The sequence below is a fragment of the Amycolatopsis sp. lyj-109 genome, assembly GCF_046548995.1.
Taxonomy (GTDB): Bacteria; Actinomycetota; Actinomycetes; order Mycobacteriales; family Pseudonocardiaceae; genus Amycolatopsis.
Genome location: NZ_JAJPWR010000024.1, coordinates 86,089 through 108,779 on the forward strand (window position 1 = coordinate 86,089; position 22,691 = coordinate 108,779).

The 22,691-nt window shown below is 71.9% G+C and carries 24 protein-coding genes; 7 read left to right on the top strand and 17 right to left on the bottom strand.

The window, feature by feature from the left end:
* Positions 1-80 precede the first annotated feature (80 nt).
* On the top strand, positions 81-1,094 hold the full coding sequence (locus ACLJQF_RS38570) for a YncE family protein (RefSeq protein ID WP_410615228.1): 1,014 nt from the start codon (positions 81-83) through the stop codon (positions 1,092-1,094).
* The gene (locus ACLJQF_RS38575; RefSeq protein ID WP_004561940.1) at positions 1,091-1,315 is read left to right on the top strand and encodes a DUF5703 family protein; all 225 of its coding nucleotides are present in this window, start codon (positions 1,091-1,093) and stop codon (positions 1,313-1,315) included. Before ACLJQF_RS38570 ends, ACLJQF_RS38575 begins: the two co-directional genes overlap by 4 nt.
* Positions 1,316-1,583: 268 nt before the next feature.
* Here the strand turns inward: ACLJQF_RS38575 and ACLJQF_RS38580 are convergent, their stop codons facing one another.
* The 5 genes from ACLJQF_RS38580 to ACLJQF_RS38600 are packed head-to-tail and all read right to left on the bottom strand — an operon-like array spanning position 1,584 to position 4,475.
* Positions 1,584-2,159 (bottom strand): GNAT family N-acetyltransferase, encoded by a 576-nt coding sequence (locus ACLJQF_RS38580; protein ID WP_410615229.1) that lies wholly within the window; start codon positions 2,157-2,159, stop codon positions 1,584-1,586.
* Between the two features lie 42 nt (positions 2,160-2,201).
* Entirely contained in the window at positions 2,202-2,699 is a 498-nt protein-coding gene (locus ACLJQF_RS38585; protein WP_410615230.1) for a DUF2975 domain-containing protein, read from the bottom strand.
* A 31-nt stretch (positions 2,700-2,730) separates the two neighbouring features.
* Positions 2,731-3,477, bottom strand: a complete 747-nt coding sequence (locus ACLJQF_RS38590; RefSeq protein ID WP_410615231.1) for an SRPBCC family protein — start codon at positions 3,475-3,477, stop codon at positions 2,731-2,733.
* Position 3,478: 1 nt separating this feature from the next.
* The gene (locus tag ACLJQF_RS38595) at positions 3,479-4,066 is read right to left on the bottom strand and encodes an ArsR/SmtB family transcription factor (RefSeq protein ID WP_410615232.1); all 588 of its coding nucleotides are present in this window, start codon (positions 4,064-4,066) and stop codon (positions 3,479-3,481) included.
* A gap of 31 nt (positions 4,067-4,097) precedes the next feature.
* A complete protein-coding gene (locus ACLJQF_RS38600) occupies positions 4,098-4,475 on the bottom strand; it encodes a MerR family transcriptional regulator (RefSeq protein ID WP_410615233.1) in 378 nt (125 codons plus the stop codon).
* A 28-nt stretch (positions 4,476-4,503) separates the two neighbouring features.
* Between ACLJQF_RS38600 and ACLJQF_RS38605 the strand changes: the two genes are divergently transcribed.
* Entirely contained in the window at positions 4,504-5,199 is a 696-nt protein-coding gene (locus ACLJQF_RS38605) for a methyltransferase domain-containing protein (RefSeq protein ID WP_410615234.1), read from the top strand.
* On the opposite strand, the gene ACLJQF_RS38610 is transcribed toward ACLJQF_RS38605, so the two are convergent.
* The 3 genes from ACLJQF_RS38610 to ACLJQF_RS38620 are packed head-to-tail and all read right to left on the bottom strand — an operon-like array spanning position 5,187 to position 8,206.
* Positions 5,187-6,068, bottom strand: a complete 882-nt coding sequence (locus ACLJQF_RS38610) for an alpha/beta fold hydrolase (RefSeq protein ID WP_410615235.1) — start codon at positions 6,066-6,068, stop codon at positions 5,187-5,189. The genes ACLJQF_RS38605 and ACLJQF_RS38610 overlap by 13 nt on opposite strands.
* Positions 6,068-7,390 (bottom strand): M20/M25/M40 family metallo-hydrolase, encoded by a 1,323-nt coding sequence (locus ACLJQF_RS38615; RefSeq protein WP_410615236.1) that lies wholly within the window; start codon positions 7,388-7,390, stop codon positions 6,068-6,070. The genes ACLJQF_RS38610 and ACLJQF_RS38615 overlap by 1 nt, the downstream gene beginning before the upstream one ends.
* 36 nt (positions 7,391-7,426) lie before the next feature.
* On the bottom strand, positions 7,427-8,206 hold the full coding sequence (locus ACLJQF_RS38620; RefSeq protein WP_410615237.1) for an NYN domain-containing protein: 780 nt from the start codon (positions 8,204-8,206) through the stop codon (positions 7,427-7,429).
* A 151-nt stretch (positions 8,207-8,357) separates the two neighbouring features.
* On the opposite strand from ACLJQF_RS38620, the gene ACLJQF_RS38625 reads away from it, so the two are divergent.
* On the top strand, positions 8,358-8,966 hold the full coding sequence (locus tag ACLJQF_RS38625) for an HAD family acid phosphatase (protein ID WP_410615238.1): 609 nt from the start codon (positions 8,358-8,360) through the stop codon (positions 8,964-8,966).
* A 4-nt stretch (positions 8,967-8,970) separates the two neighbouring features.
* Here the strand turns inward: ACLJQF_RS38625 and ACLJQF_RS38630 are convergent, their stop codons facing one another.
* Positions 8,971-9,888 (bottom strand): LacI family DNA-binding transcriptional regulator, encoded by a 918-nt coding sequence (locus ACLJQF_RS38630; RefSeq protein ID WP_410615239.1) that lies wholly within the window; start codon positions 9,886-9,888, stop codon positions 8,971-8,973.
* 139 nt (positions 9,889-10,027) lie between these two features.
* Here ACLJQF_RS38630 and ACLJQF_RS38635 point away from each other — a divergent pair, with 139 nt between their 5' ends.
* Positions 10,028-11,203, top strand: a complete 1,176-nt coding sequence (locus tag ACLJQF_RS38635) for a CaiB/BaiF CoA transferase family protein (protein WP_410615240.1) — start codon at positions 10,028-10,030, stop codon at positions 11,201-11,203.
* On the opposite strand, the gene ACLJQF_RS38640 is transcribed toward ACLJQF_RS38635, so the two are convergent.
* Entirely contained in the window at positions 11,188-11,637 is a 450-nt protein-coding gene (locus ACLJQF_RS38640; protein WP_410615241.1) for a GNAT family N-acetyltransferase, read from the bottom strand. The two genes, ACLJQF_RS38635 and ACLJQF_RS38640, sit on opposite strands and share 16 nt — an antisense overlap.
* A 3-nt stretch (positions 11,638-11,640) precedes the next feature.
* The gene (locus ACLJQF_RS38645) at positions 11,641-12,396 is read right to left on the bottom strand and encodes an HpcH/HpaI aldolase/citrate lyase family protein (RefSeq protein WP_410615242.1); all 756 of its coding nucleotides are present in this window, start codon (positions 12,394-12,396) and stop codon (positions 11,641-11,643) included.
* Positions 12,397-12,511: 115 nt separating this feature from the next.
* Here ACLJQF_RS38645 and ACLJQF_RS38650 point away from each other — a divergent pair, with 115 nt between their 5' ends.
* Positions 12,512-12,673, top strand: coding sequence for a hypothetical protein (locus ACLJQF_RS38650; protein ID WP_410615243.1), 162 nt, complete (start codon positions 12,512-12,514; stop codon positions 12,671-12,673).
* A 6-nt stretch (positions 12,674-12,679) separates the two neighbouring features.
* On the opposite strand, the gene ACLJQF_RS38655 is transcribed toward ACLJQF_RS38650, so the two are convergent.
* From ACLJQF_RS38655 to ACLJQF_RS38675, 5 genes are all read right to left on the bottom strand, one after another.
* Positions 12,680-13,348, bottom strand: a complete 669-nt coding sequence (locus ACLJQF_RS38655) for an HAD family hydrolase (RefSeq protein ID WP_410615244.1) — start codon at positions 13,346-13,348, stop codon at positions 12,680-12,682.
* A gap of 184 nt (positions 13,349-13,532) precedes the next feature.
* Complete coding sequence (locus ACLJQF_RS38660; protein ID WP_410615245.1) at positions 13,533-15,836, bottom strand: glycosyl hydrolase family 95 catalytic domain-containing protein; 2,304 nt, start codon at positions 15,834-15,836, stop codon at positions 13,533-13,535.
* 97 nt (positions 15,837-15,933) lie between these two features.
* The gene (locus ACLJQF_RS38665; protein ID WP_410615246.1) at positions 15,934-16,698 is read right to left on the bottom strand and encodes an SDR family oxidoreductase; all 765 of its coding nucleotides are present in this window, start codon (positions 16,696-16,698) and stop codon (positions 15,934-15,936) included.
* Between the two features lie 57 nt (positions 16,699-16,755).
* Complete coding sequence (locus tag ACLJQF_RS38670; RefSeq protein WP_410615247.1) at positions 16,756-20,340, bottom strand: discoidin domain-containing protein; 3,585 nt, start codon at positions 20,338-20,340, stop codon at positions 16,756-16,758.
* Between the two features lie 199 nt (positions 20,341-20,539).
* Positions 20,540-20,980: a winged helix-turn-helix transcriptional regulator gene (locus tag ACLJQF_RS38675; protein ID WP_410615248.1), complete on the bottom strand. Its 441-nt coding sequence runs from the start codon at positions 20,978-20,980 to the stop codon at positions 20,540-20,542.
* A 130-nt stretch (positions 20,981-21,110) separates the two neighbouring features.
* Between ACLJQF_RS38675 and ACLJQF_RS38680 the strand changes: the two genes are divergently transcribed.
* Complete coding sequence (locus tag ACLJQF_RS38680) at positions 21,111-22,307, top strand: thiolase family protein (RefSeq protein WP_410615249.1); 1,197 nt, start codon at positions 21,111-21,113, stop codon at positions 22,305-22,307.
* Here ACLJQF_RS38680 and ACLJQF_RS38685 read toward each other — a convergent pair.
* On the bottom strand, positions 22,238-22,657 hold the full coding sequence (locus ACLJQF_RS38685) for a hypothetical protein (RefSeq protein WP_410615250.1): 420 nt from the start codon (positions 22,655-22,657) through the stop codon (positions 22,238-22,240). The genes ACLJQF_RS38680 and ACLJQF_RS38685 overlap by 70 nt on opposite strands.
* Positions 22,658-22,691: the final 34 nt, after the last annotated feature.

Sequence of the window (22,691 nt, forward strand, 5' to 3'; positions counted from 1 at the left end):
GTGACACGCACGTGACGGCACGGGGATCAAGGAGCATGCTGGTGAAGACCGCCCGCCGAGGGACATCTGGAGGCCACAACGTGCGTCGGCTCGCCGCCGTGTCGTGGATCGCGATCCCGCTCGCCGGTGTCCTCGTGCTCTCGGGCTGTTCGTCGGCCAAGTCGACCTCCGACGACCTGCAGATCGTGGCGAACCCGACGGCCGCACGCCCGGCCGTCTCCCCCGCCGTGACCGTGAAACCCGCCGGTCAGGTGCTGGGTTCCGGCTCGGTGTCGGCGGTGGCCGTGGACGCGAAGACGTCGACCCTGGTCGTGGCCGTTCCTTCGCCCCCCGCTCTGCTGTTGTACGACTTGAACGCACCTACGTCACCCCCGGTGAATATGCCGTTATACGGCGCGGCCTCGCGGCTGACGGCGGCGCCGGGGCGGATCGAGATCGCCGAGCCGGATCAGGGTGTGGTGCAGCAGCTGACGTTTCCGGACCGGAAGCTGACGGAGACGAAGACGGGCGGGCAGCCGGCGTCGAGCATCGCGTACGGGTCGGATCGGCTGGTCGCGATGGGGGCGGGCAAGGACATCCGGGTGCTGCCGTCGGCGGGTCCGGCGCGGACGATCGGCGGGCAGCTCTACAGCGCCGATGACGTGGTCGACACCGGGGACGGTGTGGTGGTGCTGGATCGGCTGCGGACGGCGGTGTTCTCGGTGGACGTCGCGGCGGGGAAGGTCGACGAGGGTTTGCGGGCGGGCGACGGTGCCGCGAACGCGGTGGCGGACTCCTACGGGCGGGTGCTGGTGACGGACGCGCGGGCGGGGGCGCTGCTGGCATTCTCGGCGGGGCCGCTGATCCTGCGACAGCGTTATCCGGTGCCCGGTGGGGCGTACGGGATCGCTTATGACGCGACGCGCAGCCTGGCGTGGGTGACGCTCACCGCACGGAACGAAGTGGTCGGGTTCGATGTCCGCGGGGGCGAGCCCGTGGAGAAGTACCGGTTCCCCACCGTGCGCCAGCCGGACTCGGTCGGGGTGGACGAGAAGAGCGGCCGGGTGATCGTCGGCTCGGCCGCCGGAGAAGGGGCCCAGGTGATCCAGCCATGACAGCGGTCAGCGAGGCGGTGGTCGAAGGGGATTGGGAGTATCGCCGTCTGCACCTCCCGCCGGGTGTGTCCCGGCGTGCGGCGGCGATCCAGCTCTCCATCCACGCGGAGTTCGCGGGCTGGGAACTGCGCACTGTGCGGTTGTACGCCGACGGCACGCGCCGGGTCTGGCTGCGCCGCAAGAAGACGGCGCAGAGCCTGCCCGGCGCGCTACCGACCTAGTACTGCAGGGACACTCACCGTCAGCCGTGGCTGGTGGTCGTGAGTGGTAATTCGGGTTAGAGCCGACGGTCACTTGACTACCTACGGCGCGGCGGGCGTCTGCGCCGACCGGCCCGGAACGGCCAACTCACCCGCGGGAACGGCCAACTCACCCACACCGCCGGCGAGTTGGCCGTTCCGGTGCGTGAATTGGCCGTTCCGGGCGGTGAGTTGGCCCTGCTGACAACGTGGGTCGGCAAAGACCGTTCGCCAGAACCCTGCTTACCGCTCACGACCAGTTGCGGCAGACCGACGTCCAGGTGGGCCGGGTGATCTCGTACTCGACCTCGCCCTGTTCGGCCCCGGCGATGGGATCGTCGTAGGTTCCGGCGGAGATGTAGGCCCGGGCGAAGGACAGCCCGGACGCGGTCATCGTCGCGCGCGACGGGGTGTTGACCGCCATGGTCTGGGCGAAGACGCGGTCGAGCCCGAGTTCGGCGAAGCCGTACCGGACGAGCTCCCGCGCTCCCTCGCTCGCGTAGCCCCGGCGCCACCGCTCCCGCAGCAGCCGGTAGCCGAGTTCGGCCTCGCCCTCGACCGCCGGCTGGTCCGGGCCGTGGGGTGGGCGCAGGAGCCACCAGCCGACGAATCCGGCTTCGGCGAAGCCCGCCCACAGTCCCAGCCCGTCACGTCCGGCGGCCAGCCGCCGCCGGTGCGCGGCTTCGGTTTCCGCGCGGGTCATGGCCCGGCCGGTGAGGTAGCGCATCACCTCGGGGTCGGCGTCCAGCTCGACCTCGTACTCGAGGTGCTCGTCGGCGAGCGGCACGAGTTCGAGCCGGTCCGTGCGCAACGTGGGCTGGTCCATGGGCCGATCATGGCAGCGCGGGCAACTTCTTTAGCCGACTACTCAGACGACGCCGTCGAGTTCGGTGCGCAGGCCGATCGCCTTGACCAGCAGGTGCCGCCCGGCGAACAGCAGCAGGGCGGCGGTCGTTCCCGCGGCGGCCGCGGCGGCGGTGCCGAGCCACACGCCGATGATGTCCATGCCGTCGGTCGGCGACGGGATGTCGGCGAGTGTGACGTAGCCGAACACCGCGGTGGTGACGGCGGTCGCCGCCACCACCGCGCCCACCACGACGTTCGCCCAGGCAAGCGCGGACGGCTCGAAGACCGTGCCGCGGCTCGCGCGGAGCAGCAGCATGCCCAGCCCGGCCAGCGCGACCTGCCCGCAGGCGACGAACGCGATCGCCGCCGTCACGAGCGGCACGCGGAACGGCGCGTAGGGCGGGAAGAGCTCGACCTGGTCGGCCGCGGTCACCGGGATGATGACGATCTGCGCGTACAGGCCGGCCAGGAACGCGACGGCCAGGAAAGCCTGGAGGGGGACCACGAGGATGCGAGGCATATATCGAGAATCGATGTATTCCACTCGACTGTCAACCGAACACGCGGTTCAGCCACGTGACCCAGGCCTTTTCCTCGGCGTCCACGTCGGTGCCCGGGGCGAACAGGTGGTGGCAAGCGACCATCGCGCCCTGGAAGCCGCGCACGAACCGGAACATCGCGTCCGCCGTCCGCACGCCCACCGCCTGGTCGTTCACCGCGTACACGACGCCGTCCAGGCCGTCCTGGCCGCCCGGCTCGATCCGGACCCGGTCGCCCTCGGCGGCCCGGGCCGGCAGGCCCAGCTCCGTGGCGAGCCGGGTCCACGCCGAGTCCCAGTCCCCCACCGGCGGGCCGAAGGCGGTCACCGGCACCGCGGTCCGGTCCGCGAAGTGCGTGACGTACTCGACCAGGGTGCGGAAGAACAGCTCGCCGCCCGTGGTCATCGCCTCGAACTCGTCCTCCCAGTCGTCGCCCGGCAGGAAGCCGCTCGTGACGCACCTGATCACCGTGCTGCCGCCGGCCCGGCCCTCGATGAGGAACTCGTAGGCGATCCGCCGTCCGTCCGGCGCAGGGTCGCTGCCGTAGGCGAGCTTCTCAGCCGGGTCCCACTCGCGGATCCGGTACTCCGGCCGGTACGCGCCGAAGGCGCCGCGGACCGTGCCGCCGGTGCCGCCTTCGACCTCGTTGCGGCCCATGAACCACGAGTCGATGCCCGGCCCGGTCGCGATGGCGTCCCACACCTGTTCCGGCGTCGCCCCGACTTCGGCGACGTCGGTCAGTTCGAACTCGTACCCCACCTCAGGACTCCTCCGGGACACTCGGGTGCACGGCGACGACCACCCGGTACGAGCGGCCCTTCTCGGCCGCCTCGTCGTGGTACTTCCCCACCAGCGCGGTGACCGCGGCGGTGAGCTCTTCGGCGAACGCGGCCCGGTCGACGGCGGAGGCGAACCGCACCTCGCCGTCGAGCGCGAACGTCGCCAGGCGTTGCTCGGCCCTGGCCGCGCCGGTGATCAGCAGGCCGACGTCGCGCACGAGCCGGCCGGCGACGGCCAGCAGCCAGCGGGCCGAGAGCCGGTCCGGCGAACGGGCCGGGTCGGGCTGCACCGCGGCCAGCGCCGTCGGCGAGATGACGTACGACGCCGCCGTCGCCCGCATCATCCGCTCGGTGACGTTGCCCTTGCGGCGTTCCTCGACCAGCTCCACCAGGCCGTGGCTCTCCAGCGCGCGCAGGTGGTAGTTGACCTTCTGGCGGGGCAGGCCGATGCGCGCGGCGAGCATCGTCGCCGAGGCCGGCTCGGCCAGTTCGGCCAGCAGCCGGGCCCGCACCGGGTCCAGCGACACTTCGGCCGCCGCCGCGTCTTCGATCACCGCCACGGGAAACATGCGCCCAGCATCCAACCGAACAGAGAAGTTGTCAAGAACGCTCGAGCTGTCGGTCCAGCAGGTGCTGGAAGTGCGGGCACGTCATGAGGTCGTCGTGCAGGCAGTCGCCCTCCAGGAGCTCGAGCGCCGCCTGGGCCCAGGCGATCCGGGCCCGCAGCCGGTCCCGCTGGCGGGCCGCCATCGCCGCACGGCCGGCCGCGGACCGGGCGCTCAGCATCGTCCGGATGTCCGCGAGCTCGAACCCGGCTTCCTTCGCGACCAGGATCGCGGCCACCCGGCGCAGGTCCGCGTCGGTGTAGCGGCGCCCGGCGCCCGCCCGGGCCGGAGCCAGCAGCCCTTCCGCCTCCCAGTAGCGCAGCACGTGCGCGGGCAATCCGAACCGGGCCGCCACTTCGCCGATTGACTTCATCCCGGCATTAAGTCGCAGGATGGGCGCCATGTCCACGTTGCTCAGCCTCCTCGACGCCCTCGACGACCGTCCGCAAGCCACCGGCCTGCGGGAACGCACCTACGAAGCCCTCGGCGACGTCGTGGTCGACGTCGGCTGCGGCGGCGGGCGGGCCGTCGGCGAGCTCGCCGCCCGCGGGGTGCGGGCCATCGGCGTCGACGCCGACCCGGCCATGGTCGAAACGGCCGCCGCCCGCTGGCCCGCGGGCGAATTCCACGTCGCCGACGCCACCGCGCTGCCCCTCGGCGCCGGCTCGGTCACCGGCTACCGCGCCGACAAGGTCCTGCACGTCCTGCCCGACCCCGCACTCGCGGTCGCCGAGGCCCGCCATGTGCTGGCTCCGGGCGGTCGCGCGGTGCTCACCGGCCAGGACTGGGACACCTTCGTCATCGACTCCGACGATCCGGCCCGCACCCGGTCGATCGTCCACACGCGCGCGGACGGCATGCCCCACCCGCGGATCGCGCGGCGGTACCGGAACCTCCTGCTGGACAACGGGTTCACCGACGTCACGGTCGAGGTCCACACGCTCGTCTGGACCGACGCCGCGGTCCTGCCGGTGCTCGCCAACCTCGGTGGCGACGGCGCCTGGCTGGCCGAGCAGGAGGCTCGCGCCCGCGACGACCGGCTGTTCGTCGCCGTGCCGATCTTCCTCGCCGCGGGGACGCGCGCTCAGCTCCGCTGACTCGCGTTGACCAGCGCGACGACCCGCGGCAGCACCTGGGCCGCGGCCTCCAGCGGCACGACGTGCCCGACTCCGGGCAGCACCACGGCCGTCCCGTTGCCGAGGCCCTGGACCCACTGCTCCACATCGGACGCGCGCACGATCCGGTCCCGCTCCCCCACGATCGCCGTCACCGGCAGGTCGGCGACCTGGGCCAGCGCGGCGTCGCGCGCGTAGGCGTCCATGGCCGGGCGGAACAGCGACACGGTGTGGGGCCAGTTGCCGCGGATCATCTTCACGGTCAGCTCGACCAGGTCCGGGTCCGGGTCGTCGCCGAACAGCCACCAGCGCAGTCCCGCGCTGACCGCCCGGCTGGTGTGCTCGCGCACGACGCCGAACACCTTCGAGCCGAGCACCGCTTCGAGGTCGCGGGCCAGCTTGCCCAGCGCGTTCGGCCAGGCGGCCGACACCTCGGCGGCGAGCGTGCCCGACGACGTCGCCAGCAGCACCAGGCCCGACACCCGCGCGGCGAACAGCTCCGGGTGCCGCTGCGACAGCGACATCACGGCCAGGCCGCCCATGTCGTGGCCCACCAGCACCACCCGGCCCTCGGGCACCTCGCGGGCCAGCAGCTCGGCGAGGTCGTCGCCGAGCTGCGCCATGGTCGCGGTGCCGCGCCGCGCCCGGCCCGATCCGCCGTGACCGCGCTGGTCGTAGGTCAGCACGGCCACCGGCCCGCCGGCCGCGTCCGGGACCAGCGGCGCGATGCGACCCCAGCTGCGCTGGTCGAGCGCGTAGCCGTGGACGAACACCACGGTCACCGGCGCGGCCGGGTCGCCCCTGCGGATCACCTGCAGGGGCGTGCCGTCGGCGAGCGCGAACCCGGTCATCAGGACGTGCGCAGGAACCGGTCCAGCACGCGGGTGCCGAACTTGAGCGCCTCGACCGGCACGCGCTCGTCGACGCCGTGGAACAGCGCCGAGAAGTCGAGATCCGCGGGCAGCTTGAGCGGGGCGAAGCCGAAGTTGCGGATGCCCAGTTCCTGGAACGACTTCGCGTCGGTGCCGCCGGACAGCATGTACGGCAGCGTCTTCGCACCCGGGTCCTCGGCCAGCACCGCGGCGGTCATGGCGTCCACGAGCGCGCCGTCGAAGGTCGTCTCGACCGGCGGGAGCTCCATCCACTCCTTTTCGATGTCCGGGCCGAGCAGCTCGTCGAGCTCGCGGTCGAAGGCCTCCAGGCGGCCCGGCAGGATCCGGCAGTCGACCGCCGCCTCGGCCACCGACGGGATGACGTTCGACTTGTAGCCGGCGGTGAGCATGGTCGGGTTGGCCGTGTCCCGCAGGGTCGCGCCGATCATCCGGGAGATGTTGCCCAGCTTGGCGACCGAGCCCTCCAGGTCGTCCTCGGGGAAGTCCCACCCGGTGATCTCGGTGACGCCGGCGAGGAACTCCTTCACCGAGTCCGTGAGCACGAGCGGGAAGCGGTGGTTGCCGAGCTTGGCCACGGCCTCCGCCAGCTTCGTGACCGCGTTGTCGCGGTGGATCATCGAGCCGTGCCCGGCGGTGCCGCGCACCCGCAGCTTCATCCAGCGGATGCCCTTCTCCGCCGTCTCGATGAGGTAGGCGCGGACGTCGTCCTTGAGCGTGATCGAGAAGCCCCCGACCTCGCTGATCGCCTCGGTGACGCCTTCGAACAGCTCGGGCCGGTTCTCGACCAGCCACTGGGCACCGTAGTGACCGCCGGCCTCCTCGTCGGCCAGGAACGCGAAGACCAGGTCACGCGGCGGCACGATGTTGTTCAGCTTGTAGTGCCGGGCCAGCGCGAGCGCCATCGCGCACATGTCCTTCATGTCGACCGCGCCGCGGCCCCAGACGTAGTCGTCCTGGATCGCGCCGGAGAAGGGGTGGACCGACCACTCCGAGGCGTCCGCGGGCACGGCGTCGAGGTGCCCGTGGATCAGCAGCGCACCCCGCGACCGGTCGGCGCCTTCGAGCCGGACGATCACGTTGTGCCGGTTCTTCCCGCCCGACTCGACGTAGGTGATTTCGTAGCCGGCGTCGGTCAGCTTCTCCGCCACGTACTCCGCCGCCGCCCGCTCGCCGACCAGCGTGTCGGGATCGCCGGTGTTGGTCGTGTCGATGCGGATGAGCTCGCTGGTCAGCGTGACGGCTTCGGCCGCGGCGGCTTCGATCAGGTTCGGTTCGGTCACCGGCCATTCCTATCATTGGCGCCGCCGGATACGACGTTATACAGGTTCGGCCTGCCGTCGCCGGTCGCGGACGTAGATGACCGGCGGCTTGCTCTCGCCGGGGCTGCGGCGGCTCATCTCGAACAGTGTCGTCGCGGTGATCAAATCGCTGAGCTTGGCGTAACCGTAGGTGCGGGAGTCGAAGTCCGGACGCTGCTTCGTGACGATGTTGCCGATGGCGGACAGCGAGGCCCAGCCGTCGTCGTCGGAAGCGGCTTCCACCGCGTTGCGCAGCACGGCCATCAACGCGAGGTCAGCCGCGAGTTGGTCGGCGCGAGCGGACGGCTTCTGCGCCGGCACCGCGTCGGCCGGCTCGGCCGCGCTGCCGGGGTAGCCGAGGTTCTCGACGTAGATGAACTTGTCGCACGCCGCGACGAACGGCTTGGGTGTCTTGCGTTCACCGAAGCCGTACACGGTCAGACCCGATTCGCGCAGCCGCGCCGCCAGCCGGGTGAAGTCGGAATCGCTGGAGACGATGCAGAACCCGTCGAAGCGGTCGGAGTACAGCAGGTCCATCGCGTCGATGACCATCGCCGCGTCGGTCGCGTTCTTGCCGGTGGTGTACGCGAACTGCTGGATCGGCTGGATCGACTGGGCCAGCAGCTGATCCTTCCAGCCTTTCAGGCTCGTCCCGGTCCAGTCGCCGTAGGCGCGCTTCACGTGCTCGGTGCCGTACTTGGCGACCTCGGCCAGCAGCGCCTCGGTGATCCCCGGTCGCGCGTTGTCCGCGTCGATGAGCACCGCCAGCTTGGCGGCGCTCTCACTGGCTGTGGCCATGCCGTGCTCCCCCGGTCGTCCTTGGGTCCGGGTGAATCTTGCCCGAACCGGGCACTCGACGCGCCCCGGTTTCCCGACCCGCGACAAACATGAAACAAATTCGGCTACTTGCCGGTACGTTGGCCCGGCACCGGCTGGTGGACTGTCAGTCATGTCACCCTCGAAAGCCCGCCTCGCCGTGGCCGGCACCGCTTCCGCCGTCCTGCTGCTGCTCGGGAGCGCCGGCACCGCCGATGCCCGGCCCGCCGCGACGCCCGCCGCGGTGGCGGCCGCCGCGCCGGCCTACGCCACCTGGATCGCCGACGTCACCGCGGTCACCACGCCGGCCGCCGCCTACCTCGAGCAGCGGCTCGCCGTCCCCGGGGGACGGAACGCGATCGTGCTCGACATCGACAACACCAGCCTGGAGAGCTACTACAACCCCGCGTTCACCACCCCCGCCGTCAAGCCGGTCCTCGCGCTCGCCAAGCTCGCCCAGGCCAAGGGCGCCGCGGTCCTGTTCGTCAGTGACCGCACCGAAGTGCTCCGATGGCCGACCGAGGGGAACCTGAAGGCGGTCGGCTACCCGAACGACGGGCTCTACCTGCGTCCCCTGTTCAACTTCGACCCGGTGCAGACCAACAAGACCAAGGCCCGGGTCGCCATCGAGCAGGCCGGGTACACCATCGTCGCGAACATCGGCAACAACCTGACCGACCTCGACGGCGGGCACGCCGAGCGGACCTTCAAGCTGCCCGACTACAACGGCACCCTGTCCTGACGGTTCAAGCGACGGGCGCGATCGTCGCCCCGGCCACCGGCGGGCAGGCGAGCAGCCGGTGCTCGCCTGCTCCCGTGGCCACGACGGACGCCAGCAGCCGCACCGCCTCGCGGCCGAGGGCGCGCCGCGGCACCTCGAAGCCGCTGATCTCGGGACCGGACGGCGGGCGGCCGAGAACGGCCAGGGAAAGGTCGCCGGGGACCGACACCGCCGCCGCACGCAGGGCTCGCTGCGCCGGGACGCACACCGCCTCGTCCACCACCAGCGCGGTCACGCCTTCGCCGAGCCAGCCGCGAATCGCCGTCGCGAGAACGGTGCCGTCGGTGCGGACCACCGAGCCGGGATCGGCGCCGATCCCGCGTTCGCGTTCGCGCGCCGCCGGCGTGTCCCCGGGCTCGCGCAAGTAGCGGATCCGCCGGTGCCCCGCCCGGCGCAGCCGGGCGAGCACTTCGGCCGAGGCCGACGCGTAGTCGGCGTCGACCCACGGAACGCAGCCGCCGGGCTCCTGGCGGCGTCCGATGTGGACGATCGGGTACCCGGTGGCGAGCTGCTCCACGGGGGTGGGACCACCGAGGAACAGGCAGCCGTCGGCGAGCCGGGTACGGCGAAGGAACCCGGGTCCGGGCGCGGTGAACATGATCAGGTCCTTGCCGAGCGCGGCCGCCTCCGCCTCGATGCCGGCCAGGATCGCCTGGTGCGCCTCGAACGCCGGGGTGGCGGCGCAGATCCCGAAGAGGTCGTGGCCCGCCTGCTGGTTCGCCAGCGGATCGGCGTACCCGAGCTGCTCCGCGGCTTTCAGCACCCGCAGCCGCGTCGACTCCGCCAGCCGGACCCCGGTGCGGTTGCCGCCGAGCACGACCGACACCGTCGCCTGCGAAACCCCGGCCACGCGCGCGATGTCGGTCTGCCGCACCCTGCCCATCGGGTACCTCGTTCGCCGCTCGCCGGGGTCAGCTGATCGATTCAGATTGCAAGCCCGGTTCGGGAGGCGTCAACGGTTTTGCCCGAAACTCCAGCCGATCCGGCCCGGTCATACCGGTGCCGGGTGGCAGGATGCCGCCATGCGCTCCCTCCCCCTCGACGGCGTCACGGTCGTGTCGTGCGAACAGGCGGTCGCCGCCCCGCTGGCCACCCGGCACTTGGCCGACCTCGGGGCCCGGGTGCTCAAGATCGAGCGGCCGGGCGGCGGCGACTTCGCCCGCGCCTACGACGAGACCGTGCACGGCCTCTCCAGTCATTTCGTCTGGCTGAACCGGTCGAAGGAGAGCGTCACCCTCGACCTCAAGAGCGACGCGGCGGCCGGGGTGATAGCCGCGCTGCTGGACCGCGCCGACGTGTTCGTGCAGAACTTCGCGCCCGGCGTCGCCGAACGGCTCGGGCTGGGCGCGGCCGCCCTGCGCGCCACCCGCCCGCGGCTGATCACGTGCTCGGTGTCCGGCTACGGCTCGACCGGGCCGTACCGGGACGCGAAGGCGTACGACCTGCTCATCCAGTCCGAAGCCGGGCTGGTCTCGGTCACCGGGTCCGAGGCGGAGCCGGCCAAGAGCGGCATCCCGGCCGCGGACATCGGAGCCGGGATGTACGCGTTCTCCGGCATCCTGTCCGCGCTGTACGACCGCGAGCGCACCGGGCAGGGCACCGAACTCGAGATCAGCCTGTTCGACTCGCTGGTGGAGTGGATGGGCTTTCCGCTGTACTACGCCGGGTACGGCGGGACGCCGCCACCGCGGACGGGCACCAGCCACGCCGCGATCGCGCCCTACGGCACCTTCACCGCGGGCGACGGGACCGAGGTGGTGCTGGCCGTGCAGAACGACCGCGAGTGGGCGGCGTTCTGCGAGCACGCGGTCGCCCGCCCGGACTGGGCCACCGACGCCCGGTTCGCCACGGGCAGCGCGCGCGTGGTGAACCGGGCCGCGCTGGAAGGCGAGATCGACGCGGTCTTCGCCACGCTCACCGGCACCGAACTGGAGGCGAGGCTGGGGGCGGGCCGCATCGCGCACGCCCGCCGCCGCGACCTGCCGGACGTCCTGGCGCACCCCCAGCTCACCGCGCGCGACCGGTTCGCCGAGGTCGCGACGCCCGCCGGGCCGGTCCGCGCGACGCTGCCGCCGATCACGGTCCCGGGCCGGGCACCGCGGATGGACCCGGTGCCGGCCCTCGGCGAGCACACGGACGCGGTCCTGACCGAGTTCGGCTTCGACGCGGAGGCGCTGCGACGTCAGGGTGCGGTGTAGCGCAGGGCGATCTTGTGCTCGCGCGGACGGCCGGTCTCGACGAAGCCCAGCCGTTCGTAGAACGCCTTCGCCCGCGTGTTGACGTCGAGGACTTCGAGCACGACGTCCTGGCCGCGTGATGCCGCTTCGGCGAGCAGCGTCCGGACGACGTGCCCGCCGACGCCGCGGCCCTGGTAGGCTGGGTCGACCTCGATCAGGCCGAGGACGGTCTCCGTGCCGCCGTCGAGGACGGTCAGCACGCCGGCGTCGCGGCCGTCGACGGTGATCACCTGTGTGTGCGCCGCGTCGAAGTTCTTCTCGTGGTGGGCGCGTTGCGCCGACTCGTCCCAGCCCCAGATCGCGTCGACGTACTCGCCGAGCGCACGCCGGTGCAGCCGGAAGCAGAACTCGGCGTCGCCCGGCCGGAGCCGGCGCAGCCCGACCCGGTGTTCCACGGTTCACTCCCCCAGGATGTGCCGGGCCCTGGCGAGCACCGGCTTGTCCACCATGCGGCCGTCCACAACGGACACCGAGTCCCCGGCCGTCACCACCCGGCGGGCCCAGGCGCGTTCCGCCTCGGTCGGCGCGAAACCGGCCCGGACCGGCCCCACCTGCCGCGGGTGGATGCACAACTTGCCGCCGAAGCCCATGCGGCGCGCGTACCGGACGTCCTCGTCCAGCCGCGAGTCGTCGCGCAGGTCCGTGGTGACGCCGTCCACCGGCGGGGCCAGCCCGGCCGCCGCCGAGGCGATCACCAGGCGCGATCGCGCGTAGGCGAACGGCTCCCGGTCCTCCGGCGCCACTCCCAGCTCCGCCGCCAGGTCCACGCTGCCGAACGCCAGCCGTCGCACCGACGGCACCGCCGCCAGCGCACCGGCACCTTCCACTCCCCGCGCGGTCTCGACGAGGGCGACCACCTCGCGGAACCCGGCAAGCACGCCCGGCGTCTCGGCCTTCGGCACCATCACCGGCACGCCCCGCCCAGCCACCAGCTCGGCGTCCGCGGCGAACCACGGTGTCCCCGGCGCGTTGATCCGGACCATCGCCCGGTTGCTCTCGAGCCATTCCGCCACCGCGGCGCGCGCGGAGTCCTTGGCCGCGGGGGCGACGGCGTCTTCGAGGTCGAGGAGCACGACGTCGGCGCCGCAGGCGACCGCCTTGCCGAAGCGATCGGGCCGGTCGCCGGGCACGAACAGGAACGTCGTCGCGGCCACCCGGGTCACGATAGCGGGTAAGGGCTCCGGCGGCTCCGGACTGCGTGATCACCCGATGCGGTCGCGGAGCCCTCAGGACGATCGTCGGCTCCACGACGAAAGATTAGGAGCCACCATGCGAGGCGACTGGATCCACGACTGGGTGCAGGTGGAGATGGAGTACCGGGCCGGGCCGCGCCCGCTGCCGGTGGTGCGGGATCGGCCGGCCTCGAAGCCGTGGAAGGCACTGCGGGCCGCGCTGTTCCCGCCCCGCCGGGCCGGGGTGCGCCACCCGTGACGGCGGTCAGCGGGCTCCGGCGTGCACCCGCTCGACCGTCTCGGTCAGGCCGTCGAGGCCGGGCAGGACCGCGTCCGCCACCGCCGGGTCCTGCGGGCCGGCGTGCCGGTTGACCCACACCCGCGGGATGCCCAGCGCCTGGGCCGGCACCATGTCGTGGAAGTGGCTCTGCGCCACGTGCACCCAGTTCGCGGCCGTGGCGTCGAAGGACGCGGCGAACCGCCGGAAGTGACCGTGCCCGGGCTTGTACTCGCCGACGTCCTCCGCGGTCACGATGGCGTCGACCGGCACCGCGAGCCGCCGCTGGGTCTCGCCGATCAAGTCGCGGTCGCAGTTGGTCAGCAGGGCGAGCCGCCAGCCCGCTTCCCGCAGCGCCGCCAGCGCCGGCCGGGTGTCCGGGAAGACCGGCCAGTACGGCAGCCCGGTCCCGAGCACCGACGCGTCGTCCGCCACCAGCTCGAGCCCGGCTTCGGCCGCGGTCCGGCGCACGGACTCGGCGAGCACCTCCCGGTAGCGGCGCACCGGCACCTCGGCCTGCACCTGCGGCTCGATGCCGTTGTAGACCTCGAGCAGCTCGGCGCCGCGGCCGGGGAACAGCAGCTCCAGCCCGGTGGTGATGCCGTGGCGCCAGTCCACCAGCGTGCCGAAGCAGTCGAACGTCGCCCAGCGGATCATCGTGTCCTCTCCCCTGCGTCGGTCAGGCCCCGCGCCGGGACGGCCTCATGCGGCGGGTGCCGGGCGCGGCGGCAAGTTCGTGAAGGCCACCTTCACTAACTCTAAGTCCCTCAAGGTGGCCTTCACGAACTCTAAGTCCCTCAAGGTGGCCTTCACGAACTCTGCCGCCTTCGAGGGACCTGTCTCAACTTGGCCGGACCGTGACCGACGCCCCGGGCCGCAGGGTGATCGTCCGCCGCCAGGTCCCGGCCCGCACCTCGAGCCGGGTGCCGCCGACGCTGCGGATCACCGCCCGGGTGACCTTCCCGTCGCGCCATTCGAGGTCGGCTTCGAACCCGCCGCGCGCGCCGATCCCGGTCACCCGGCCCGTCGCCCACGCCGAGGGCAGCGCGGGCAGCAGCTCCAGCACTCCCGGCCGGGAGTGGACGAGCATTTCGAGCATCGCGGCCGGCGCGCCGAGGTTCGCGTCGATCTGGAAGATCGTGTAGCTGCCCTGGCTGTACATGTCGAAGAAGTTGGGCGCGGTGCCGTTGCCGTTCGCCACCGACGGCCGCAGCACGGTGAGCAGCAGCCGGTAGGCGCGGTCGGCGTCCTTGAGCCGCGCCCAGCACGCCGAGCGCCACGCGGTCGCCCAGCCGTAGCTGTCCATCCCGCGCGCGATCAGCAGCGCCCGGACGCCGTCGAGCAGCTCGCGCGGTGCCGTGTCGGCGGCGATGCGGTCGCCCGGGAAGAAGCCGATCAGCGGCGACAGGTGCCGGTGGGTGGTCTCGCCGAGGTTGTCCGGCGACATCCATTCCTCCAGCCAGCCGGTCGACGGGCTCACCTTCGGCAGGTACAGCTGCTTCTGCAGCCCGGCGATCCGGTCGCCGTACGCGCGGTCCCGGCCCAGCACCGTGACAGCTTCGCGGTAGTGCTCGAACAGATCCCAGACGATCTCCTGCGCGTAGGTGATCCCGCGGGCGTCCTGCGGGCCGTGCTCGGGCGACCAGTCGTGGTCGTCGACGAGCACCTCACGGCCGTCGACGGTCATCGGGACCAGCCGCGCCTCCCAGAATTCGGCCGCCCCCTTCAGCAGCGGGTAGATCCGGGCGAGGTACGCCTTGTCCTGGGTGAAGGCGTAGTGGTCCCAGAGCGAGTTGCACAGCCACGCGTTGCCGCCGGGGTGCCACCACCAGCCCGAGCCACCGTAGATGTTGGTGGAGAACGCGACCGCCCAGCCGGCGACCTTGCCGCTGGTGTTGCGGTAGCGGTTCCTCGGGTCGTTGAACAGCCGGTTCGTGCTGTCCGTCCACACGGGAAGCTGCGCGAGGCAGTAATCGGCCAGGGCAGTGAAACTCTCGGGCAGCGCCGCGCGGTCGGCGAGCCAGTAGTTCATCTGGAGGTTGATGTCGGTGTGGTAGTCGCTCATCCAGTCCGGCGTGTTGTTGTTCTGCCACAGGCCCTGCAGGCCCATCGGCAGGCCGTCGCGCGAGCCGGTGATCGTCAGGTAGCGCCCGAACTGCAGGTAGCTCGCCTCCAGCTCCGGGTCGGGCACGCCCGGGTCGTCGTGGCGGGCGACCAGCCGCGACCACGTGTCGAGGGCGCGCTTCGCCGGCGTCGACGGGCCGAGGTCCACGCTCATCCGGTCGTACAGCCGCCGGTAGTCGGCGACGTGGGTGGCCCGCAGGGCGCCGCCGCCCGCGGCCAGCGCCGCGGCCGCCTTCCGCTTCGCCAGGGCCAGGGTGTCGAGCGAGGCGTCGAGGAACTTCCGCGCCGCGTCGGGCACGTAGTTCGTGCCACCGCTGAGCACGATGACGAGGTCGCGGCCGCTGAACGTGGTCCCGCCGGCCACCGTGCAGGCGTACTTCAGCCCGTTGGCGAAGCGGCCGGTGAACGCCCCCGCGCCGGCCATCGGCTCGCCGCGGGTGGGCTCCAGCGTCACCGAGCCGGTGACCGGCCCGCCGCTGAACCGGATCACGACGACGTCGTCCGGATGGCTCGCGAAGTACTCTCGGCGGTACTGCACGCCCTGGTGCCGGTAGGTGATGACGACCAGGCCGTTGCTGAGGTCGAGGGTGCGCCGGTAATCCGTGACGCCGGTGTGCGCCGGGACCGCGATCCGCAGCTTCGCGAGCAGGCCGAGCGTGCCGAACTTCTCGGTCTCGTAGGGGAACTGACCGTCGTCCTGGAGGACGTCGTTGGAGCCCCCGGTCCACAGCGACGCGTCGGCGAGGTAGAGGAAGTCCGCGGCCGGGTCACCACCGACGAGGGCACCGATCCGACCATTGCCGATCGGCAGGCCCTCTTGGATGATCTTGTTCTCGCTCGCGGGCGACGGATACCACAGCGTGGTGGCGCGCGACTCGGGGACGAGCTCCTCGACGGCCGGGCGCAGGACATCGGCGTTGACACCGAAGGGACGTAGCCCGCCCAGCGCCACACCGGCACCGACCGCGCCACCGAGCTTCAGGAAGGACCGCCGCGACGACGGGAGAGGCAGTTCGGGCATGGGTCATCCGTTCGGCGTTGGGCGGAAAACGGCCGCGAAGCCCGCCAAACATATGACCTATCCGGACCGGCGGTCAAGAATCTTCGGGATGGACCGGTTACCCGTGATCGACTCGCTCGGCCAGGTACTCGCGGAAGGTGATCTCGCCTTCGCGATGGCCGGGGGCCAGGTGCCCACCGCCGGCGTAGGCCCGGAACGTCTCCCCCGGCACCGTGAGCGGCACGATCCGCCGGCGTCGCCCGCTCGCCTCGCCGACCGCCTGGGCCAGCTCGGCCGCCCGGAGGATCTCCGGGCCGCCGAAGTCGGGCGCCGGGCCGGCCGGGTCGTCCAGTGCGTGGGTGGCGAGCCGCCGGGCGACGTCCCGGACGTCGACGGGCTGGAAGGAGATCCGCGGGACCGGCAGCACCGGCAGCCGGGACGCGCCGGAAAGCAGGCTGCGGACCAGGCCGTGGAACTGGGTGGCCCGCTGGATCGTGTACGGCAGGCCGGAGGCGGCGAACAGGTGCTCGGTGTCGTGCTTGGCCCGGTAGTAGCCGAGCGGGACCCGGTCGACGCCGACGATCGAGACGTACACCAGGTGCGGGCCGCCGGCCCACCGCGCCGCCTCGATCAGCGTGCGCGCGAGCTGCGTCTCCCGGCCGAAGTAGTCGGTGGCGCAGTGGACGACCACGTCCACGCCGGAGACGGCGGTGTCGACGCCGCGCCCGGTCCGCAGGTCGCCGCGGACGACGTCCGGGCCGGGCCGGCGACTGAGCACGCGGACCTCCTCGCCCGCCGCCCGCAGCCGCGCCACGACCGCCGAGCCGAGCCGCCCGGTGCCGCCGGTGACCAGGATCCGCACGTCGACCACCTCCGGCGCCATCCTGGCACGGCGCGGGCCCGCCGGGGAACGCTTCCCGGCGGGCCCGCGCAGTTTCGCTCAGCTGCGGGTGATGGTGAACGTGGTGGTGCGGTTGCGGATGTCCTCGGCGTTGTCGGCCAGGGTGAGCCCGGTGAAGGCCGCCGAGCCGACGGCCGGGCCCTGGTCCGGTTCCGGCAGTTCGTTGGCCCAGATCCCGATCCCCGACTTCGCGTCGAAGGCGTCCCCGCTGCGGTGCGCGCCGGTGATCGACACGTTCGTCAGCACGGTGTCCTCGACCGGGTGCTCCGGCGTGGTGCCGGTGTACTTGGTCTGGAACATGATGCCGCTGTAGGTCGGGCTCTGGATGTCCACATCGGACACCCGGATGCCGCGGAACTCCTTGGACGCCGAGAACAGCCAGATCGCCGGGAACGTCTGCTGACCCCAGAAGTGGCCACCGTCCCGCACGAGCGAGGCGTTCTGGACCGTCGTCGGCTGCGGCCCGAACCCGAGGAACGGGTAACCGAAGTCGAGCGAGCTGATCGTGATCGCCGAGTACGTCAGCGTGTCCGCGATGTAGAGGTTCCGGAAGGTGTTGCTGTACCCGCCGTAGACCGCGAGCCCGGCCGCGCGCCACGGGGTGAGCGCGGTCAGGTTCTCGAACACGTTGTCGTACTGGTTGCCCGGGTTCAGGTCGGTGGCGGCGAACAGCGCGAAGCTGTCGTCACCGGTGGACCGGGCCTCGATGTTCGTGACGCGGTTGCCGGTGCTCCCGTTCGTCAGGTTGACGCCGTCGGCGAAGGTGTCGCGGATCCGGGAGTTCCTGATCGTGGTGTTGTCCACGTTGGTGCCCCAGACCATGACGACCTGGTGCTCAACCCAGATGTTGTCGATCGTCAGGTTCGCGACGTTCGTCAGGTTGAACACCTTGCCGGGGCCGTCGATGCGGGAGGTGTAGTTGCCGAACACGGCGAACCCGCTGAACGTCGAGCCGTTGGCGCTTGTCTGGACGTCGATGCCGATGTCGGTGTTCTCCTGCCCGGCGGGTGCGGAGAACTTCGTGAACCACGGCCCGGCGCCGGTCACCGTGACGGCTTTGCCGTAGACGGTGAGCTTGCTCGACAGCGCGTAGGACCCGGCCGGCAGGTAGACACCGGTGAGGACGGTGTCCTGGCGGACCTTGTCGAGGGCGGCCTGCACGTCCTGCTGGGAGAACCCGGCGGGCACCGCGAAGTGCGCCGGGTCCGGGTTGGCGACCGCGGTCGCCTGCTCGAAGCTGACGAAGTCGATCGCGTAGTTCGTGGTGTTCGCCGCGTCCTTCTGCAGCTTGATCCGGCTGCCCGCGGACACGGTCGTGCCCAGCAGCATGCTCGCTTCGTCGTAGATGTGCCGCGGCCCGGCGCCCGGCGAGTTGCCCGGACCGGTTTCGGCGCCGTAGAGCCACGCGTAGTGCGAGGTCAGGTCGATCGCCTTGAGGAAGGTGCCGTCGACGTAGACGTTCAGCGTCGAGGTGAGGCCACCGCCGCCCGCGGCGTCCGGGATGGAGAACCGGGTGACCAGGGTGTTGGTCGCCGCCCGGGCGGTGAACTCCACCGAGGCGCCGGTCGAGTTCAGCGTCACGGCCTTGCGGCCCGACGCCTCCCCGGCGAGGTCGCCGATCGTGCGGTTCGGGCCGACGACGGCCGCGCCGCCCGCCAGCACGCCGTCTTCGGCCTCGTACATGTCGTAGGGCATGTTCGCGCCGCGGCCGACGAAGAGCGCCTGGGTGCTGGTGTTGTTGCCCTGTTTGACGGGCAGCTCGTTGACGTCGTTCGCGACGACCGTCTTGACGGTGTACCGGCCGTTGGCCGCCGTCCAGGTGCCCACGGTCACCGGCGCCGCGGTCGCGCCGGCGGCGATCGTTCCGCTGTAAGCCCCGGTCAGCGTCTTGACGACGGTCCCGTTCTGATCGGTGATCGTCACCGTGACGCCGTGGGTGCCGCCCGCACTCGCCACCGTTCCCTGGTTGCGCAGGGTCGTGGTGAAGGTGACCGTGTTGCCGGCCGAGGGGTTGCCGGGCGACCACGCCGTCGCGGCGACCAGGTCGGAGCTCTGCACCGGGCTGACGACCAGCGCCGTCGAGCCGGTGTAGGAGTTGTTGGCCTCGTTCTGCTCGATGACGGCGTTCGCCTCGTCGACCTTGGCCGTCACCTGGTAGCTGCCCGCCTCCCGGGTGCCGATGTTCGCCGGCACCGTCGCCGATGCGCCGGCCGCGAGCACCCCGACGTTCGCCGTGCCCACCTTGGTCGTGCCCAGGTAGAGGGTGACGTTCGTCGTGCCGGAGGCCGCCGTCCCGGCGTTGCGGACGGTCGCCGACGCCGTGATCGGGTCGGTCTCCACGGGGTTCTGCGGTGACCAGGACACGCCCGAGATCGTCAGGTCCGGGTTGGGTGCGGGGACGCCGAAGACCTGGAATTCCGCGGCCTGTCCGCCGCCCGCGCCGGAGTTGGCGGTGACGCGCAGGCGGACGTCGGCGGCGCGGCCGCCGAGCGGGATCGTCACGGTGTTGCCGGTCGCGGGACTGAAGCTGTAGGTCTGCGCGGCGACCAGCGTGGTGAAGGCGGATGCGCTCTGCTGACGGCCTTCGACGGCGATCGTCTGGGTCCGCGGGCCCCACGCCGGGTCGGGGTTGAGCTTCACCACGACCTGGTTCAGGTCGGCGTTGGCACCGAGGGCGACGGTCAGCAGGTTCGGGTAGGTCCCGCCGCCGCCCTCCCAGTAGGTGGTCACGGAGCCGTCGTCGGCGTTGGCCGCCACGTACGTCCACTCCGTCGAGGACGCCGTGATCGGCTTGCCCAGCGCGAGGTTCGTCCCGGCCTGGGTGCCGGTGCGCGTCACGGTGCTGCTGTCGGCCGACTGGTTGCCCGCGGCGTCCTTCGCGCGGACGAAGTAGGAGACCGTCGTGCCGTCGGGCTGGGTGTCGGTGTAGGTCAGGACGTTCCCGGCGACGCTGCCACGGAGCTGGTTGTTCGCGTAGACGTCGTAGCCGGTGACGCCGGTGTTGTCGGTCGAGGCCGACCAGGTGAGCCGGATCTGGCCACTCGCGGGCTGGGTGTAGGCGAGGGCGCCGGGCGCGGACGGTGGCTGCGTGTCGCCGCCGGCGGGCCCGTGCACCTCGAACTCCGCCAACTGGGCGGCGGGCCAGCCGGTGTTCGCGGTGACGTTCAAGCGGACGAACCGCGGCTTGCCGGCGACGTCCACGGTGACCGTGTTCGCCTTGGCGGGGTCGAACACGTAGCCGGCCGAGGGCTTCAGGTCGGTGAAGGTGGTCCCGTCGGTGCTGCCCTGGACGCCGAACGTCTCGGTGCGGGCGCCCCAGTTCGCGGCCGGCAGCTTCAGCACGAGCTGCGCGACGTCCGTCGGCGTGCCGAGATCGGCCTGGACCCACTGCGGGAACTGGTTGTTGCTGCTTTCCCAGTAGGTGTTCTGGTTGCCGTCGCCGACGTTCGAAACGGGATAGCCGGCCAGCTGGCTGCCGGCGGTGTAGGTCGCGGAGGCGGCTTGCGCGGCGGGCTGGACGGCCGCCGCGGCCGGGGCCGCGCTCGCCGGGGCGGCCGGCGCGGCCAGGAGCAGGGACAGGGCGGCGAAGGTGGCCGCGGGTGACAGCACTCGCTTCGTTCTCATGAGGATCCTCTGATCCGGGGAGGAGGGAGACGACTCGGAGCGAAACCGGGATCTTCCTGACAGCTGCCTCGATCTGCCGGTCAGTTGTCAGCTTCTTGCACTGATTCGTTCAAGAGTTACAGCGACGGCGGTCTCAAGTCAACGCCCGGACAGCAAAAGGCCTCCTCGCGGGGATGCGAGGAGGCCGTGGCGGCCGCGGTCAGGCGTGCACGGCACCGACCCGGATCGCGCGGGTGCCCGGGGCGTTCACCGGGTCGCCGCAGTGGGCGCAGACGGTGACCGGATCGAGGACCTCGCCGCAGGCGTGGCGCCAGAGGGTCGGCGGTTCGCCCTGGTGGACGTACTTGTCACCCCAGGCCATCAGGCCGAGCAGGACCGGCTGCAGCGCGCGGCCGGCTTCGGTCGGGTGGTACTCGTGGCGCGGCGGGTGGGCCTCGTACTGGACCTTCTCGAGGACACCCGCGTCGACGAGCTTGCGCAGCCGCGCGGCCAGGATGTCCCGGCTGGCCCCGGTGTTCTCGGCGATCTGGTTGAACCGCCGCTCCCCCAGCATGATCTCGCGCAGCGCCAACAGGCTCCAGCGTTCGCCGACGACCTCCAAGGCCTCGGCGACCGAGCACTCGCGACCACGCCGGACCATGCCACCTCCACGGGGTTGAAAATCCAACCTAGCACTTCAACCGCGTGTGACGTGTCGAACAGTCGAGTTGTGAATTCCAACCGACCCGGCGTATACCGGAGACATCCCGATCTGCGAGGAGGCAGATGTCATGACGGACGCGGTGATCGTCGACGCGGTGCGGACCCCGATCGGCAAGGGCAAGCCGAACGGCACCCTCGCCGGGGTGCACCCGGTCGACCTGCACGCCCACGCCCTGCGTTCGCTCGTCGAGCGCACCGGACTCGACCCGGCCCGGATCGACGACGTGATCAGCGGCGCGGTCGGCCAGATCGGCGAGCAGAGCATGAACACCGCGCGCTGGGCCGCGCTCGCCGCCGGGCTGCCGGAGTCGGTGCCCGCGGTGACCGTCGACCGCCAGTGCGGCAGCAGCCAGCAGGCCATCCACTTCGCCGCGCAGGGTGTCATCGCCGGCGCGTACGACGTCGTGATCGCCTCCGGCGTCGAGTCGATGAGCCGGGTGCCGATGGGCAGCCAGGTGGCCGGCCGCGACCCGTTCGGCCCGCAGGTCGCCGCCCGCTACCCGGAGGGGCTGGTGCCGCAGGGCATCAGCGCGGAACTCATCGCCGCGAAATGGGGGTTCACCCGGGCACAGTTGGACGAGTTTTCCGCGGAGAGCCACCAGCGCGCGGCGAAGGCGTGGGCGGACGGCAAGTTCGCGGGCGAAGTGGCGCCGCTCAAGGCGCCCGCCCTCGACGGCACGCTGCGCGAGGTCACGGCCGACGAGACGGTCCGGCCCGGCACCACGCCGGAAATCCTCGCCGGGCTGAAGCCCGCGTTCCGCGCCGACGTCTGGGAGCAGCGGTTTCCGGACCTTTCCTGGAGCGTCACCGCGGGCAACTCCTCGCCGATCAACGACGGCGCGGCCGCCCTGCTGATCACCAGCGGCGAGACGGCCGCCGCGCTGGGCCTGAAGCCGCGGGCCCGGATCCACAGCTTCGCCGTTGTCGGCGACGACCCGCTGCTGATGCTGACCGGCGTCATCCCGGCCACCCGCAAGGTGCTCGCCCGCGCCGGCCTCGACGTGGCGGACATCGACGCGTTCGAGGTCAACGAGGCGTTCGCCAGTGTCGTGCTGGCCTGGCAGCGCGAGATCGGCGCCGACCCGGCGAAGGTCAACGTCAACGGCGGCGCGATCGCCCTCGGTCACCCGCTGGGCGGCAGCGGCGCCCGCCTGGCGACGACGCTGCTGTCGGTGCTCGAGCAGACCGGCGGCCGCTACGGCCTGCAGACGATGTGCGAGGCGGGCGGCCTCGCCAACGCGACGATCATCGAACGCCTGGACTGATCCGCCAGGTAGGCCCGCAGCGCCGCCACGGCTCCCCCGGGATCCGCGGCGGCGACCGGGAACGCCTCGTCGAAGCCGAGGGAGAGCAGTTCCGCGCGCGTGTTCTTCAGCCGGCCGCCGATCACCACGGCCAGCCCACGCAACGCGGGGTCGGCGCGTACGCGGCGGAGCACGTCCACGCCCGGAGCGCCGAGCACGGTCGAAAGCACCACGCACTCCGGCCGGTCACGGCGGCAAGCCGCCGGCACGTCGGCCACCACGGACACGGTGTGGCCCTCCCGCTCGAGGATCACCTGCAACGCGACCAGGCTCCACGCGGCCGCGTCCAAACCCGACAAGACGACTCTCACCCCGGGCAGAGCCGCGGGTGAGCCCGGAAAATAC